Here is a 15403-nt window from a genome sequence, read left to right on the forward strand (position 1 = left end):
AATTATAATTATGCTTAGAATTTTTATTGTATTTATTTTCTTAACCATAGGGCTAAATGCCCATGGGCAGGATAAATGGTCATTGCAAAAATGTGTTGACTATGCTTTGGAAAATAACCTGCAAGTAAAACAATCCGGATTAGATGTTGAAAGTGCAGAGATTAGCTTATTTGGCTCCAAAATGAGTACTTTGCCAAATATGAATGGTAATTTAGGATTGAATACTTCTACTGGTCGTTCCATTGATCCTTTTACTAACACTATTATTGATAGAGGGATTAATTCTCAAAATGCCGGTTTAAATGCAAGTTTACCTTTATTTGACGGAGGCCAAAGATACAACAGTATTAAAAGAGACCAGTTTGGTCAGCTTGCAGCAGAAAAAGATTTAGAAAGCGTGCAAAATGATGTCACCTTAAATGTCGTTACTTTCTACACCAACATTCTTTTCAACAAAGAACTGCTAGAAACTGCAAAGCTCAGACTTTTGACAACTGAAAGTCAAGAGAATAGAGTAGAAAAACAAGTTGAAATTGGCGCATTAGCTCAAGCAGATTTGTTGCAAATAAGACAACAAAAAGCTAATGATGAGTTGGAAGTGGTAAGAGCAGAAAATAATTTAGAGATTTCGTACTTACAGCTAAAGCAAGCCCTTCAAATTCCTGCAGATCAAGAATTTGATATTGAAATCCCTGAATTGCCAGAACCAAACGAGGGTGAGTTAATGGAATCCTCTTCGAATGTTTATCAATATGCCTTGCAAAATCAGCCTGTTATTAAAGCAGCTGAATTTAGAAAAGAAAGTGCAATGAGAGGAATTGGAGTGGCGAGAAGTGGCTACTACCCTTCTTTGAGCTTAAATGCAGGAATATCAACTAACTATTCCAGTGCTGCCCCAGATCGATTCCCTGTTTTGGGCTCTGAGAACGTAACAATTCCTCAAGAGATCGGATATGTTCCTTTGCCGAATGGTGAACGCCAACCTGTTTTTGATGACGTGACTGTCCCTTCTGAATCTGCTGAAAATACCTATTGGAATCAATTAGATTTTAACCAAAGAAGATTTGTCGGACTAAGTTTAAACATTCCAATATTCAACCGTTTTCAAGTGAAAAATAATGTTCAACAATCCATTATCAATCATAAAAGAAGTGAATATCAATTGACTTCTGCTAAAAATCAGTTACAGCAGACCATTGAGCAAGCGTATTTGGATGTAAAAGCAGCAGCAAAATCTTATCAAGCCTTGAAAAACAGCTATGAGGCTGCTGAATTAAGTTTCAGAAATGCAGAACAACGACTGGAATTAGGAGCAACGGATGCCGTTGAATTCACACAAATAAAAAATGACTTCGAAAGAGTAAAATCGGATCTCATTCGAGCAAAATACGATTACATATTTAAACTTAAAGTATTGGACTTTTATCAAGGGAAACCTTTAAACTTTTAACCATGGCTAAGAAAAAATCATCAAAAAAACCATTATATATCCTTTTAGGAATAGTTGCTGTCCTTATCATTGCAGCGATTATTGGTAAAAAATCGGGCGTTATTGGACAACCACCTTCTATTTCAGTTGAAACAGAAGAGGTAAAGAAAAGAACCATTATTGAAAAAGTGAATGCCAGCGGTACAGTTCAGCCCGTGGTGGAAGTAAAATTAAGTCCTGATGTGGCTGGAGAAATTACTGAGTTGGCTGTGGAAGAGGGTGACCCTGTAAATAAGGGAGATTTATTGGTGAAAATAAGACCTGATAATTTCCAAAGTGCATTAGAAAGAGCACAAGCCAATTTAAATCAACAAAAAGCAGCATTAGCACAAGCAGAAGCTTCTTTAGAAAGAGCTAAAGCTCAGTTGACTCAAGCAAAGCAAACTTTCGAACGTCAGAAAAAATTATACGAAGAGAAAGTAATTTCAACTTCTGACTATGAAGCTGCTGTGGCTAATTACCAAATAGCCCAAAATGATAAATTAGCATCAGAAAAAAGTGTCTTAGCAGCCCGTTATACGGTCAAAAGTAGTCAGGCTACTGTAGATGAAGCAAGTGAAAACTTAAGGAGAACTACTATTTATTCTCCTGTTGACGGCACTGTTTCCAAACTTAGTGTTGAGCTTGGTGAAAGAGTTGTAGGAACTCAACAAATGGCAGGAACCGAAATGATGCGAATTGCCAATCTGAATAACATGGAGGTTCGAGTAGATGTAAATGAAAATGATATCATCCGAATTAATATTGGAGATACTGCTAACATTGAGGTCGATTCCTACACGTACATGGAAAAGGAATTCAAAGGGATTGTAACTGCTATAGCAAACACGGCTAATGACAAAGCATCTCAAGATGCTGTAACTGAGTTTGAAGTGAAAGTAAAAATCCTCAATTCTTCTTATAAGGATTTAATAAAAGATGATGGCGACTCTCCTTTTAGGCCAGGTATGACCGCCAGTGTTGAAATCATGACGGAAACTAAAAAGGATATTTTAACTGTTCCTCTTTCATCTGTTACATTGAGGTCTCCTGAAATTGAAAAAGACTCAACTGCAAGTGCAGAGGTAGATAAAAGAGAGCCGAAAAAAGAAAAAGAAGTTGTATTTATTGTTCAGGATGACAATACCGTTAAAATGACAGAAGTTAGTACTGGAATAAGTGATTTTGAATATATTCATATCCAAGAGGGTTTGACTGCAGGTCAAAAAGTTGTAAGAGGGCCTTTCTTAGCTATTTCAAAAACCTTGGAGGATGGTGATTTGGTTGAGGAAAAGAAAAGTAATAAAACTATTAAAGAGGAATAATCAATCTCTTGGAATTGAAGATATTGAAATGGCAGTTTAAACAACTGCCATTTTTTATTGTATCCCCAACACAATACCCGGAAAGAAATCACCCATGTTTAATAAGGGTGGATCTTGATTTTCCATTTTAGTTAATTGATAATTTGCAGCGATCCCTATTTCTAAGTCTCTCAACTTAGTGAGTTCAAAGCCATAGATTAATTCTGATCTTAGTATTTTTGGTCCTTTTAATAATTTTATATTCTTCGCCTTTTGCTGCCATAAAGCTGCGCTTATAGAAATGAATCTGGTTTTTTCTGGATTGCTCCACTCCTTCTCTAATCCATATGACATTCCCCAAACAGGCAACCCATTGATGGAGAAATTATAACCAAACTGTAGCATATTACCAAAGAATCGACTTCCTGTGGCAATAGAGACATTGGATAAAAACAAATCGGTTGATCTAAAACTTAAGCGACCTTTACTGGCATCAATATTCAACAAGCCTAAAGGCACTCCATTATTTTTTCCGCTGATGTTAATCAAGCCAATTTGATTTCCATTATTCACCTTACTAAAAGTGATTAATCCAATCTGCCAAGTGTCACTTAAAAAACTGCTGAATTCATGACCGAAACCAGCAGTTCTTGCGTAATTAAATAAGCCCAGTTGTAAGCCATTCGTCTGCCCATCAGAATAATTGAACAATGGTGCTATTTGAAAGCCCACCATCCCGATTTTAGATGAATTGATTAAACCTGCTATTTGAGCTCCTTCTAAATATCTTGATTTGTTGGTCAGAAAACCTAACTGAAAGCCTGTAAAACCTGATTCTGCTGCATTAAACGTTGAAATTTGAACCCCTGCCCCATCCCCAAATGTTTTGTTGGATATTGTAGCAATCTGAAAACCGTTAAAAGTCTCCTCTAATTTTTCCTTTGGGTTAAGCCTATTATTTACACCAGATATATTGGCCAAACCAGCAAACTGAATACCCTGAAACTTTTCATAATTATAATTTGAAATAAGCCCCAACTCAATTCCACTTACACTTCCGGTAACTCCCGATGTTAAATTCAAGGATAGCTTGTAATGATTAAATATTTCATCTACTTTATGATTACTAAAACCAGGAAATGCTGAGATATGGATTTTGGATTGTTTGGTGTAAGATTGAGAGGATAGTTTTAAGGGTATTACTATAAATAATAATACATGTAATAGTCTTGTAAACTTTTTCAAAATAATTAGGCTTGATAGTTAGAGCTAATTAACGCTATCATCTTATTTTATTTTGAAAATAGAACTATAATTATAAAAAATTACTACTGACGTTTTCATCAAAATAATACATATTGACAAATACATCAATAAAATACTTTATAGATAAAATTATCAATATTTGTATATATTTACAAATATATCGATATTTATAGAAGATATAAAGCATTATAATGATAGCAGTAATAACAGGCGATATTATCAACTCAACTGAACAGGCATCTATTAATTGGTTAAAAGAACTGAAATCAGTTTTAAATCAATATGGAAATAGCCCAAAAAAATGGGAAATCTATAGAGGGGACAGTTTCCAATTGAAACTTCCCGTTGAAAAAGCCATTTTAACCGCTTTTCATATTAAAGCCACCATCAAAAAAATTAAAAACAAAGATGTCAGAATGGGCATTGGAATCGGCCTAGAAGAGTCCGTTTCCAAAAAAATATCAGAATCAAACGGTACTGCCTATCAAAATTCAGGCTTATGTTTTGAGGCTCTTAAAAAGAGTAATCTGGCTATTAAATCAAATGATGCTGACTGGGACGACCCTTTAAATATAATGTTGGAATTAGTGCTTTTTATTGCAGATAAATGGACTATAAGTCAAGCTGAAGTTATAAAAGCGAGCATTGAGAACCCTGATAAAAACCAAAATCAACTTGCAGAACTTTTAGAAAAAACTCAAAGTACCATAAGCACATCTCTAGACAGAAGTGGATATAACAGCCTACAAAAAATATTTGACTATTATAAGAAACAAACTCAATTGTTATGATTTCATTTCTCCTCAAAACTTTAATAGCACATGTGATTGGTGACTTTGTATTTCAACCAGACCATTGGATCAAAGACAAACAATTTAAAAAGGCGAAATCAAAATTCCTTTATTTCCATATAGTTATTCATGCGGCCTTATTGTTTATACTTTTCCAATTCAATATGGAGTTTTGGTTAGTATTTCTAATTATTCCTGTAAGTCATTACATGATTGACATTCTTAAAATCTATCTTGAAAAAAGTATCAATTCTCGATATCTGTTTACATTTGATCAGTTAGCTCATTTAACAGTAATTTTGGGATTGGGATGGCATTATTACCCTCAAGAATTGACCTTAAATATCCAACTATCCAATACCTTATTGCTATTAATGCTAAGTATCACATTGCTTACTTATGGCGTTGCAGTTTTCATAAAAGTTATCATGTCGAAATGGGATTTACCCGAAGATTCCGATAAAGATTCATTATCAAAAGCAGGGAAATATATCGGAATTTTAGAACGACTGTTCGTTTTCTCATTTGTGGTAATGCAAGAATGGCAAGCCATAGGATTTTTAATCGCTGCCAAGTCCGTTTTTAGATTTGGAGATTTATCTCGCGCAAAAGACCGAAAACTAACAGAATATATTTTGATCGGAACATTACTCAGTTTTGGCTTTGCTATATTAGTCGGTTTGATGTATAAATATATTAGCAATCATCTTTAGTCAAGCAAGTAGTTATAATTAGCACTAAAGGAAAATGGATTTTCATTTTCCTTTAGTACAAAGAAAATATAGGACAGAATCAATTCAATTCACCTCTCAATTCATAAGCTTTCCTCATCTTATTGACCATTGCACTACTTTCTTCAAAATATAATGATTGCTGCCCGTCACTCATCGCTTTTTCCGGATCAGGGTGCAATTCATAAATTACGCCATCTGCTCCTGCCATAATTCCCGCTAATGCCACAGGTTCCACATATTTCCTGATTCCGATGCCATGTGATGGATCTATAACCACTGGTAAATGCGATCGATCTCTTAAAACCGGAATTGCATTGATATCCAGAGTATTTCGAGTCATATTTTCGAAAGTTCTGATTCCTCTTTCGCATAATATCAAATCTTCATTACCTCCACTGAAAACATATTCAGCAGAATAAAGTAATTCTTCAATTGTTCCGCTCACACCTCTTTTAATCATAACCGGCTTATCCACTTTGCCCAATTCATCCAGAAGGTTGAAATTTTGGGTATTCCGAGCCCCTACCTGATAGATATCAATGAAATCATACATTTCCTCTACTTGCGAAACCTGCATTACTTCAGTGATGATTTTAATACCAGCAGCTTTGGCTTTATCATGCCACATTTTCAAGCCTTCCATACCTAATCCTCGGAATGAGTAAGGTGAGCTTCTGGGCTTGTAAACTCCACCTCGCATAATTTTTACATTATTTTTTACCAAATGCGCTATCACTGCATCTACTTGATCTTCATTTTCAATACTGCATGGACCTGCCATAATATTAAAATGGTTTTGCGAAAGAATATCGCCATCACGTAATTTGATTTCTGCTGGGCTTACCTTCCACTTTTTGGATACCAATTGATAGTTATCCGAGACCACATGTACATCTTTTACTCCTTCAAGATGTCCTATCTCACGAATGTCAATATCCCCTTTTTCCAAGGCTACCAGATAAAAGCCTTTTTGAGTTTGGACTTCGCTTACTGACTTTGTGAATTTACCCAATGAAGAGATTAGGTCTTCCTTTTGGGTATTGTTTATGTTTTTTTCTAATTGTAATATCATGTTTTAGATTTTTAGATTCTAGAATCTAGAGTCAAGACTATAGGTGGTGCTCCTAGATTTTAGATTGTTTATATTTTTTAATCGTTATAAGTTTTAGGTTTTAAGTGTACATCTCAGATACTGATATCTTCCCCGCCATCTGGCGGGTTAGGGGGCTTTTTGTGGACTAGGGGGCTTTATCATTTCGACAAACCTCTCAATACTACCCTCCAAATCATCCTCGTCCAATGCTTTAATAAATGCACTTCCGATGATACCACCATCGCTATGCTGATTTACCATACTTAAAGCCTCATGATCACTGATTCCGAAACCTACCATTCTTGGTGTTTTTAAATTCATAGCTTGAATTCTTTTCAAATAGTCTAATCTTTCTGGACTATCTCCCCAGCTTCCACCTGTGGTGCTTGAACTGCTCACCATATAAATGAATCCGCCTTCTTGAGCATCCACTTCTCTGATTCTTTCTTCAGAGGTTTTCGGAGTAATCAAAAAGACATTCTTCAAATTATACTTTTCAAAAATCGGCTTAAACTGCAATTTGAATTCATGCATTGGCATATCAGGTAAAATCAATCCGTCAACACCCACCTCAGCACACTTTTGGCAAAACTTTTCAGTGCCGTATTTCAATACATTATTACAATAACCCATGATGAAAACTGGCTTATCCGTTATTTTTCGTAGATCAGCTAGTTGCTCAAAAAGCTTGTTCAAATTCATACCATTTTCCAGCGCTTTCATGCTACTCTGCTGAATAACTGGCCCATCAGCTAAGGGATCGGAATACGGCATACCTATTTCAATGATATCAACATCCGCTTTATCCAGTGCTTTTAAGACAGTACCAGTATCCTCCAAATTTGGATATCCTGCCGTGAAATAAATGGTCAGCTTTTCTTTTCCCTTTTGCTGAAATATATGTTCAATTCTCTTTGTCATTTCTTTTTAGAATCTAGAGTCTAGAACCTAGAATCAAGACCATGACAGATACGTCACCCTCAATTCCAAATTCGTAATTAAAAAATTCGTAATTCGTAATTAGTCAATAATTGCCAAAGTTGATGTAAGTCTGCAAGTCTTTGTCACCTCTTCCAGACAAATTAATCACTACAATATCGTCTTTTTTAAATTCAAATTGATCTAAAGCAGCCAAAGCATGGGCAGTTTCCACAGCTGGAATAATACCTTCCAACTTACTTAATTCCACTCCCGCATCCATAGCCTCTTTGTCGGTCACATATTTAAAGATCCCTCTTTTGCTGGCATATAAGTGAGCATGCAATGGCCCTATACCCGGATAGTCTAAGCCTGCCGAAATTGAATACGGCTCTGTTACCTGACCATCTTCAGATTGCATGAGTAATGTTTTAAAACCATGCAGTACACCAGAACTACCTCTGGCAGTTGTAGCAGCCGTTTCACCGCTATCCAGACCATGACCGGCCGCTTCAACGGCAACCAATTTCACCTTTTCATTATTTAAGTAATGGTAAAAAGCGCCAGCGGCATTACTACCTCCACCTACACAAGCCACCACATAATCTGGTGCGTTAGTGCCTTCTTGCTCTTGCAATTGCGCCATCATTTCTTCGCTAATAACGGACTGGAAACGTGTCACCATATCAGGAAAAGGATGTGGCCCTACCACAGAACCAATAATATAATGTGTATCATCTGGGTTATTTATCCAATATCTCATGGCTTCGTTTGTGGCATCTTTCAAAGTTCTGGACCCAGAAGTAGCAGGAATCACTTCTGCCCCAAGGATACGCATACGCTCTACATTGGGCTTTTGTCTTTCCATATCCACTTCCCCCATAAAAACTTTACAAGGTAAGTCTAGCAATGCACAAGCCGTAGCAGTTGCCACACCATGCTGTCCGGCACCAGTTTCGGCAATGATCTTCTTTTTACCCAATCGTTTTGCTAATAATGCTTGCCCAATGGCATTGTTGATTTTATGAGCTCCTGTATGGTTCAAATCCTCTCTTTTGAGATAGATTTTAGCTCCATGCTTCTCAGAGAGTCTTTTTGCCAAATATAATGAAGTTGGTCGACCTACATAGTCCTTCAACAAAGCTTTAAACTCTTCTTGAAACGCAGGCTCTGCAGATATTTTTAAATAATTATTTCTTAGCTCCTCGATATTCGGATGCAAAAGCTCTGGAATGTAAGCTCCTCCAAATTCTCCATAATATCCGTTTTCATCTATTTTTATTTCCATATTTTTAGTATTGAGTAGTGGGTAATCAGTACAGAGTACAAAGATAAGTCCCCACTATTTTTTCTAATTATTTCAATTTTTCTTAGTATAAAGTTTTAGGTTTTAAGTTTTAAGTAAAGGGTCTTCCGGTCTGATCTTCGGTACTGACCTAAGTGCTAACTTCCGAATTCCCCGCCAGCTGGCGGGTTAGGGGGCTTTAGTAATTCTTTCACTTTCTCCACATCCTTCAATCCCGGCTCGAGCTCCAGCTTACTATTAAAGTCCAGTGCATAAAGATTTTTAGATTTAAAATTTTTTACTATTTCCATGTCTTCTACACCTAAACCACCACTAAGGAAAAATGGCTTTTTAATTTTGCTTTTTTCTAAAACATCCCAATTAAATTTCACTCCATTTCCACCTGGTAATTTACCTTTAGTATCAAATAGGAAGTAATCAACATCAGCATACTTATTTAATACTTTGGCCTCAAAATCATCATCTACTGAAAATACTTTAACAACTTCTAAGCCTTCCGCTTTTAATGACTTTACCACTTCTGGAGATTCATTTCCATGCAGTTGAACCACATCAAAAAATCCCTGATCTGCAAAACGTAGAATATTTTCAACGCTCTCATTCACAAAAACACCCACTCTTTCGGTTTCACCAAAATTCAGTTTAATAATTTCCTGCATTTGGATTTCCGAAACATATCGAGCCGATTTTTCATAAAAAATAAAGCCTAAGTAGTCTGGTTCCAATTCAATAAGCTGTTGGATATTTTCCTTATCTCGCATCCCGCAAATCTTTACTTTCAAATCTTGTTTTTCCATTTCCTTCATAAGGTTTTGATTTAGTTTTTAAGCAGTTGGTTTAGCTACTCCTTCCGCCAATAAGCTTTTCACTTGCTGAGAAAATCGCTGACAGGCTTTACCCGGCTCACTGCTTTTCATAAATGAAGTCCCAATTAAAAACCCATCAAATCCAGCTCTCTTCATGGCCACCACATCCTCAGGTGTTTTCAAACCACTTTCTGCAATTTTAGGAACATCAGTTGGAAGTTGGTTTGCCAATTTCCTAGCCACTTCTAAATCAGTATTAAAGCTTTTCAAATCTCGACTGTTGATTCCCACTAAATCGGCATAATTGCCATAATGAGAATCTAATTCTTCCTGATTATGGACTTCCAATAAAACCTCCATTCCTAATTCATGTGCCAATTGAGCTAAATCCTGGCATAAGGATTTATCAATCATGGCCGCAATCAATAGTATCGCATCTGCACCATGTGCTTTGGCTTCATACACTTGATAAGGATCCAGCATAAAATCTTTTCGAAGTATCGGGCAGTAATTGAATTTTCTAGCTACTTCCAAATCTTTCAAACTTCCACCAAAGGAAGGCTGATCCGTTAAAACGGACAATGCACTTGCTCCGCTTTGCATATAGCCAATAGAAACTTCCTCCACTGAAATGTGTGAATTAATCTTTCCTTCTGATGGCGACTTTCTTTTGATCTCCGCTATAATTCCCGTTTTCGTCTCATCCATCACATAGGATTTCAAACTGACTGGCGTTGATTTGTAGTATAACTTTTGCTTCAAAAACTCCACTGGAAATAGCTTTTGACGCTCTGCTACTTCTGCTTTCTTATATTCTGCTATTTGTTGTAATATGTTCATTTTTTTAAGTTTTAAGTCCTAAGTAATAAGTTTTAAGTGTTAAGTTATAAGTACAGAGTACTGGGTACAAAGTACAGAAATGACCCTCTATTTCATTATTTACGTTTAGCAGCTAGCCAGCAATCCCCCCTTTTGGGGGCTAGGGGGCTAACTTTTTAAACACTTGCAGGGCTTTACCTGACTCAACGGCTTCTCTTGCTGCTTCGGTAGCATCTTGCAAACTATCGTATTTGCCTGCTGCTTTTAAGGCCAGCGCACTATTGGCATAAACCACAGAATTTTGTACTTTGGTTCCTTCGCCTTTTAAGATATCAGTAAAAATTTTAGCTGCTTCTTCGATGGTTTCTCCTCCATGTATTTCTTCGGCTTTTATCAGATCCAATCCAAAGTCAGAAGGCTTCACAATTTGTTCTCCTTTTGAAGAAAACACCTTGGTTTCCCCAGTGAGAGAACACTCATCATATCCTTCCAGGTCATACACCACACTATACTGTGCATCAGATTCTTGAAATAAATAGGAATAAATCCGGGCTAATTCATGACTAAAAACACCTGCCATTTGTTTTTTCGGAAGAGCAGGATTAACTAATGGCCCCAGCATATTAAAGAAAGTTTTTACTCCTAATTCTTTTCGAATTGGGCCCACAAACCGCATGGCCGGATGAAATTTTGGAGCGTGTAGAAAACAAATTCCGCTTCCATCTAACTGTCGTTCTAATTCTGCTTGTTCATTAGTAAATTCATAGCCAAAATGCTCCAATAAGTTAGAACTTCCGCATTTTGACGAAACTCCATAGTTCCCATGCTTTACTACATTTTGACCACATGCTGCAACCACGAATGCTGACATGGTGCTGATATTGAAAGTATTTTTACCATCACCACCAGTTCCACACAAATCCATACCGTCATAAGCTGACAAATCAATAGGTACACGTAATTCCATCAAACCGTCACGGAACCCACTTAATTCCTCCACTGTCACAGGACGAATCATAAAAAGCGTCATGAATGCCGCCAACTCTGAATTATTAAATTCTCCTTGTCCAATCCGTAAAAAAATAGCTTTCGCTTCTTCCTTGGTCAAGGTATTATATTGTGATAATCTATTTATAAGTTCTTTCATTTGTTCTTTTAGTCTTAAGTTTTAGGTTATAAGTTTTAAGTGTCAAGTACTGACTTACTCCCCGCCAGCTGGCGGGCTAGGGGGCAATCCAATTCCTCAAAATCCTGCTACCCTCTGGCGTCATTACTGATTCGGGATGAAACTGCAAACCACACACATCATACTTTTTATGCTTGCAAGCCATGATTTGTCCATCTTCTGAACGAGCAGTGATTTCTAAATCTGACGGAAAATCTACTTCATCTATAACCCATGAGTGATATCTTCCTATATGTATCTTTTTTTCAACTCCCTCAAAAAGATAGTGAGAATCCAACTTTGCTGTGCTTTGAATTCCATGCATAACAGGCTGTATATTCAAAAGTTTGCCACCAAAGGCTTGGCCAATAGCTTGGTGTCCTAAACAAATTCCTAAAATTGATTTTTCAGCTGCATAGCGTTTAATCAAGTCCAACATAATGCCTGCTTTCTCAGGAACGCTTGGGCCTGGTGAAAGCAAAATTTTGTCATATTGAGCCACTTCATCTAGGGTAATTTTATCATTTCGGATCACGTCTATTTCTACATTCAGCTTTAGCTGTCTAATGACCTCCACCAAATTATAAGTGAAGGAATCGTAATTATCGAGTAATAGTATCTTCATTTCCTTCTATTATTTTTGATGTTGGTCAAATAAATGTTCAGCTTTTTCCATCGCTTTTCGCAATGCAAAAAGTTTGTTATGCACTTCCTGTAATTCACTTTGCGGATTAGACAAAGCTACAATCCCTGCGCCTGCTCTGTAATTAAGCTTATTACCCTTGCTAATGAATGAACGAATCACAATGGCATGATTCAAATTACCATTAAGTCCTATTAAGCCAACAGCACCTCCATACAAGCCTCTTCCGGTCGGTTCATATTTATTGATTAATTCAAGTGCTTTGTATTTTGGAGCTCCACTCAAGGTACCAGCCGGGAAGGTGTCAGCCAATAACTTAACAGCCGATTTTTCAGGCACATCTGCTGTGACTTTACTTACCAAGTGGATTACGTGAGAGTAAAATTGAATCTCTTTGTAAACCTCCACTTTTACATTTTCTCCATGCTTTGAAAGATCATTTCGACCTAAATCCACTAACATGGTATGCTCAGCATTTTCCTTTTCATCATTCAAAAGTTCCTCTGCTAATTTTGCATCCGCTTGGTCATCGCCACTTCTCCTATAGGTGCCGGCAATTGGATTGACATATGCTTTATTGCCCTTAACTCCGACTTGTGCTTCAGGTGAAGAACCAAACAATTTATAATCTCCATAATCGAAATAAAATAAATAAGGAGATGGATTTAAGGATCTTAAAGCACGATAGACCGTAAATTCATCTCCTTTAAATTCTTGCGAAAATGCTCTAGAAAGAACCATTTGAAAAACATCTCCCAACTGAGCGTGCTCTATTCCTTTATTAATAATTTTCAAGAATTCCTCATCGGTCATATTGGTTTCTTCCGCTCCTACTTTTTTAAATTGGAATTGCGGAACAGATCGATTCAAAATCACTTGTACCAAATCATTGCGGTCAAAATCATAAGATTTTCCAAGCTGATGTTCAAAAACATGCAGTTCATCTTTAAAATGATCGAACACCAACACAAATCGGTAGAAATGATAACGCAAGAACGGAATATCATTTTGCACCTTTTCAAATTGAATATCCTCAAAATACTGCACTCCATCAAAGCCAGTAGCTCCAAAAAATCCACTTTCTTCAAAATCCTCCTGAGGAAATAATTCTTCTGCTTCAAACTGATTAATGAAGGATTGCAATTTATTTGGTAAATCTAATTTGCTTTCTAGCTTTTCTGTCTTGCTGACACCTTCAATCTCGGTATAGAATAAATCTTCAGTTGCTTTCACTTCCGCTATAGACTGCACCCCTATATAAGAAAAACTATTTCTTCGGGTGTGATAATCGGAGCTTTCCATCAAAAAAGTATGAGGAAACTGGTCCCTCAACCGAAGGTAAAGTGCTACCGGAGTAAAGGAATCAGCTGGAAGCGTAATGTGTTGCTTTTTGATTTTGGTCATCTTTTAATTCAATTAATAGTATTGGGTTAACAATGTTTTAGAAATCTGATTATTATAAAATAAAAAAGGCTTACCGGATGTCCGGTAAGCCTTTCTATTCGCAATTAAGCATGGCATATCCCTTCATCCGGTTTCAGATGTTTTCTTGTGCCACCACCATGCGTTATTTAATTTATTGATCATATTTGTTAATTCTTAGTCAAAAAAAAACCTCACTTGACAGCGAGGTTTTGAATATTGTATATACCAATGCTGTCTTCTAAATATTAGAAGTCCACCACCAATTGATATTTTTATTTCTTTTTTGCATTTGCACAAATGTAAACGGCAAATTCAAATAAGCAAAATTATTTGTCAGCTTTTTCAGTTTTTTTCTTAGCAGTGGTTTTTTTGGCTGCTGTAGTTTTCTTTGCTGTACTTGCTTTTTTAGCAGGTTCTGTCTTTGTCTCCGATTTAGGCTTAGCTTCTTTCGCTGTTGAATTATCAGAAGAGGCATTTGGTCTTCGCCTAGTATTTCCAAAACTTCCCATCCAAATTTTACCTTTCTTTGTTTTTCTATCTCCTTTTCCCATAATATTATAATTTTTATTTTAATTAATTTTCAGAATCTAAAATAAGAATAATTAAACTATTTTGATAAAATTTTATAGTTCTTGTTTCCCAATATAAATACTTATGCTAACTTGATGAGCAAACATATATTACTTTTTCAATTTGGAACTACTACTGGATACGGCATTAATAATATTAGGATTTATATTATTAATTAAAGGGGCTGATTTCATGGTAAATGGAGCCTCTTCCTTTGCCAAAAGATTTAACGTATCAGAAATAGCTATCGGCTTAACTATTGTAGCTATGGGTACCTCTGCTCCTGAATTGGTGGTTAATTTAGTATCCGGAGCTCAGGGTTTAGATGATGCTGTATTCGGAAATTTGATAGGTAGTAATATTTTCAACTTATTTCTAATATTAGGTATAGCTGGTACTATTCGTCCTCTGATTGTTCAATCAGAAACGGTATGGAAGGAAATACCATTTAGCATGGGTTTAGTAATAGTATTATTCATAATGGTGAATGATACTTTTTTCTTTGGAAGTGACGAAAACACCTCCGGATTTGTGGATGGCTTTATTCTATTGTTACTTTTTGTATCTTTTATTTATTACGTATTCTACAACGTTAAAAAGAATAATCACCTTATTGATGTTCCCGATGAAATCCCTGTCCATAACAATTGGATTACCCTATTAATGATTTTGGGAGGTATAACGGGATTGGTATTAGGCGGTAAACTTGTGGTTGACAATGCAGTAGATATTGCAAGAAGTTTTAATTTGAGTGAAAAACTTATAGGTTTAACCATTTTAGCTGCCGGAACATCTTTACCAGAATTAGCCACTAGTGCTGTGGCAGCTTACCGCAACAGAGCAGATATAGCAATTGGAAATGTAATTGGTTCTAATATTTTTAATTTGACTTTCATTTTAGGAATAAATTCAGTTGTTAGTCCTTTGGTTTTTAATACAGAAATGAATTTTGACTTTTATGTATTGATAGGTGGTTCCATTCTGCTTTTCATTTTCATGTTCACCTTAAAAAGCAAAAAACTTGACAGGTGGGAAGCCATTCTTTTCCTTGCTACTTTTCTAGCTTACATGGTCTACATTTTCATTAGAAAATAA

The 15403-nt window shown here is 36.2% G+C and carries 15 protein-coding genes; 5 read left to right on the forward strand and 10 right to left on the reverse strand.

Going from position 1 to position 15403, the window contains the following annotated elements; all coding sequences use genetic code 11:
* Positions 1–10: 10 nt before the first annotated feature.
* Positions 11–1450, forward strand: a complete 1440-nt coding sequence (locus tag FTRAC_RS05190; RefSeq protein WP_013453180.1) for a TolC family protein — start codon at positions 11–13, stop codon at positions 1448–1450.
* A gap of 2 nt (positions 1451–1452) precedes the next feature.
* Positions 1453–2793 carry an efflux RND transporter periplasmic adaptor subunit gene (locus FTRAC_RS05195; RefSeq protein WP_013453181.1) on the forward strand — a complete coding sequence of 447 codons (1341 nt, stop codon included), beginning with the start codon at positions 1453–1455 and terminating at the stop codon, positions 2791–2793.
* A 54-nt stretch (positions 2794–2847) separates the two neighbouring features.
* On the opposite strand, the gene FTRAC_RS05200 is transcribed toward FTRAC_RS05195, so the two are convergent.
* A complete protein-coding gene (locus tag FTRAC_RS05200; RefSeq protein WP_013453182.1) occupies positions 2848–4017 on the reverse strand; it encodes a hypothetical protein in 1170 nt (389 codons plus the stop codon).
* 212 nt (positions 4018–4229) lie between these two features.
* Between FTRAC_RS05200 and FTRAC_RS05205 the strand changes: the two genes are divergently transcribed.
* Positions 4230–4829, forward strand: a complete 600-nt coding sequence (locus FTRAC_RS05205; RefSeq protein ID WP_013453183.1) for a SatD family protein — start codon at positions 4230–4232, stop codon at positions 4827–4829.
* Positions 4826–5542: a DUF3307 domain-containing protein gene (locus FTRAC_RS05210; protein WP_013453184.1), complete on the forward strand. Its 717-nt coding sequence runs from the start codon at positions 4826–4828 to the stop codon at positions 5540–5542. The genes FTRAC_RS05205 and FTRAC_RS05210 overlap by 4 nt, the downstream gene beginning before the upstream one ends.
* A gap of 79 nt (positions 5543–5621) precedes the next feature.
* On the opposite strand, the gene aroF is transcribed toward FTRAC_RS05210, so the two are convergent.
* The 9 genes from aroF to FTRAC_RS05255 form a co-directional block, all read right to left on the reverse strand.
* Positions 5622–6635 (reverse strand): 3-deoxy-7-phosphoheptulonate synthase, encoded by a 1014-nt coding sequence (aroF, locus tag FTRAC_RS05215; RefSeq protein ID WP_013453185.1) that lies wholly within the window; start codon positions 6633–6635, stop codon positions 5622–5624.
* Positions 6636–6782: 147 nt separating this feature from the next.
* Positions 6783–7577 carry a tryptophan synthase subunit alpha gene (trpA, locus tag FTRAC_RS05220; protein ID WP_013453186.1) on the reverse strand — a complete coding sequence of 265 codons (795 nt, stop codon included), beginning with the start codon at positions 7575–7577 and terminating at the stop codon, positions 6783–6785.
* A gap of 103 nt (positions 7578–7680) precedes the next feature.
* Complete coding sequence (gene trpB / locus FTRAC_RS05225) at positions 7681–8862, reverse strand: tryptophan synthase subunit beta (RefSeq protein WP_013453187.1); 1182 nt, start codon at positions 8860–8862, stop codon at positions 7681–7683.
* A 155-nt stretch (positions 8863–9017) separates the two neighbouring features.
* Positions 9018–9686 (reverse strand): phosphoribosylanthranilate isomerase, encoded by a 669-nt coding sequence (locus tag FTRAC_RS05230; RefSeq protein WP_013453188.1) that lies wholly within the window; start codon positions 9684–9686, stop codon positions 9018–9020.
* 18 nt (positions 9687–9704) lie between these two features.
* A complete protein-coding gene (gene trpC, locus FTRAC_RS05235) occupies positions 9705–10526 on the reverse strand; it encodes an indole-3-glycerol phosphate synthase TrpC (RefSeq protein ID WP_013453189.1) in 822 nt (273 codons plus the stop codon).
* 139 nt (positions 10527–10665) lie between these two features.
* Positions 10666–11652, reverse strand: coding sequence for an anthranilate phosphoribosyltransferase (gene trpD, locus FTRAC_RS05240; RefSeq protein ID WP_013453190.1), 987 nt, complete (start codon positions 11650–11652; stop codon positions 10666–10668).
* Between the two features lie 76 nt (positions 11653–11728).
* Positions 11729–12295 (reverse strand): anthranilate synthase component II, encoded by a 567-nt coding sequence (locus FTRAC_RS05245; RefSeq protein ID WP_013453191.1) that lies wholly within the window; start codon positions 12293–12295, stop codon positions 11729–11731.
* 9 nt (positions 12296–12304) lie between these two features.
* A complete protein-coding gene (locus FTRAC_RS05250; RefSeq protein WP_013453192.1) occupies positions 12305–13717 on the reverse strand; it encodes an anthranilate synthase component I family protein in 1413 nt (470 codons plus the stop codon).
* A 347-nt stretch (positions 13718–14064) separates the two neighbouring features.
* Positions 14065–14289 carry a 30S ribosomal protein THX gene (locus FTRAC_RS05255; protein ID WP_013453193.1) on the reverse strand — a complete coding sequence of 75 codons (225 nt, stop codon included), beginning with the start codon at positions 14287–14289 and terminating at the stop codon, positions 14065–14067.
* Positions 14290–14431: 142 nt separating this feature from the next.
* On the opposite strand from FTRAC_RS05255, the gene FTRAC_RS05260 reads away from it, so the two are divergent.
* A complete protein-coding gene (locus tag FTRAC_RS05260) occupies positions 14432–15403 on the forward strand; it encodes a calcium/sodium antiporter (protein WP_041649552.1) in 972 nt (323 codons plus the stop codon).

It is taken from the genome of Marivirga tractuosa DSM 4126, from assembly GCF_000183425.1.
Taxonomy (GTDB): domain Bacteria; phylum Bacteroidota; class Bacteroidia; order Cytophagales; family Cyclobacteriaceae; genus Marivirga; species Marivirga tractuosa.

Excerpts from the sequence above, each read along its gene's own strand:
- FTRAC_RS05190 (WP_013453180.1), top strand. The coding sequence starts at position 11 with ATGCTTAGAATTTTTATTGTATTTATTTTCTTAACCATAGGGCTAAAT.
- FTRAC_RS05195 (WP_013453181.1), top strand. The coding sequence starts at position 1,453 with ATGGCTAAGAAAAAATCATCAAAAAAACCATTATATATCCTTTTAGGA.
- FTRAC_RS05205 (WP_013453183.1), top strand. The coding sequence starts at position 4,230 with ATGATAGCAGTAATAACAGGCGATATTATCAACTCAACTGAACAGGCA.
- FTRAC_RS05210 (WP_013453184.1), top strand. The coding sequence starts at position 4,826 with ATGATTTCATTTCTCCTCAAAACTTTAATAGCACATGTGATTGGTGAC.
- aroF (WP_013453185.1), bottom strand. The coding sequence starts at position 6,635 with ATGATATTACAATTAGAAAAAAACATAAACAATACCCAAAAGGAAGAC.
- trpA (WP_013453186.1), bottom strand. The coding sequence starts at position 7,577 with ATGACAAAGAGAATTGAACATATATTTCAGCAAAAGGGAAAAGAAAAG.
- trpB (WP_013453187.1), bottom strand. The coding sequence starts at position 8,862 with ATGGAAATAAAAATAGATGAAAACGGATATTATGGAGAATTTGGAGGA.
- FTRAC_RS05230 (WP_013453188.1), bottom strand. The coding sequence starts at position 9,686 with ATGAAGGAAATGGAAAAACAAGATTTGAAAGTAAAGATTTGCGGGATG.
- trpC (WP_013453189.1), bottom strand. The coding sequence starts at position 10,526 with ATGAACATATTACAACAAATAGCAGAATATAAGAAAGCAGAAGTAGCA.
- trpD (WP_013453190.1), bottom strand. The coding sequence starts at position 11,652 with ATGAAAGAACTTATAAATAGATTATCACAATATAATACCTTGACCAAG.
- FTRAC_RS05245 (WP_013453191.1), bottom strand. The coding sequence starts at position 12,295 with ATGAAGATACTATTACTCGATAATTACGATTCCTTCACTTATAATTTG.
- FTRAC_RS05250 (WP_013453192.1), bottom strand. The coding sequence starts at position 13,717 with ATGACCAAAATCAAAAAGCAACACATTACGCTTCCAGCTGATTCCTTT.
- FTRAC_RS05255 (WP_013453193.1), bottom strand. The coding sequence starts at position 14,289 with ATGGGAAAAGGAGATAGAAAAACAAAGAAAGGTAAAATTTGGATGGGA.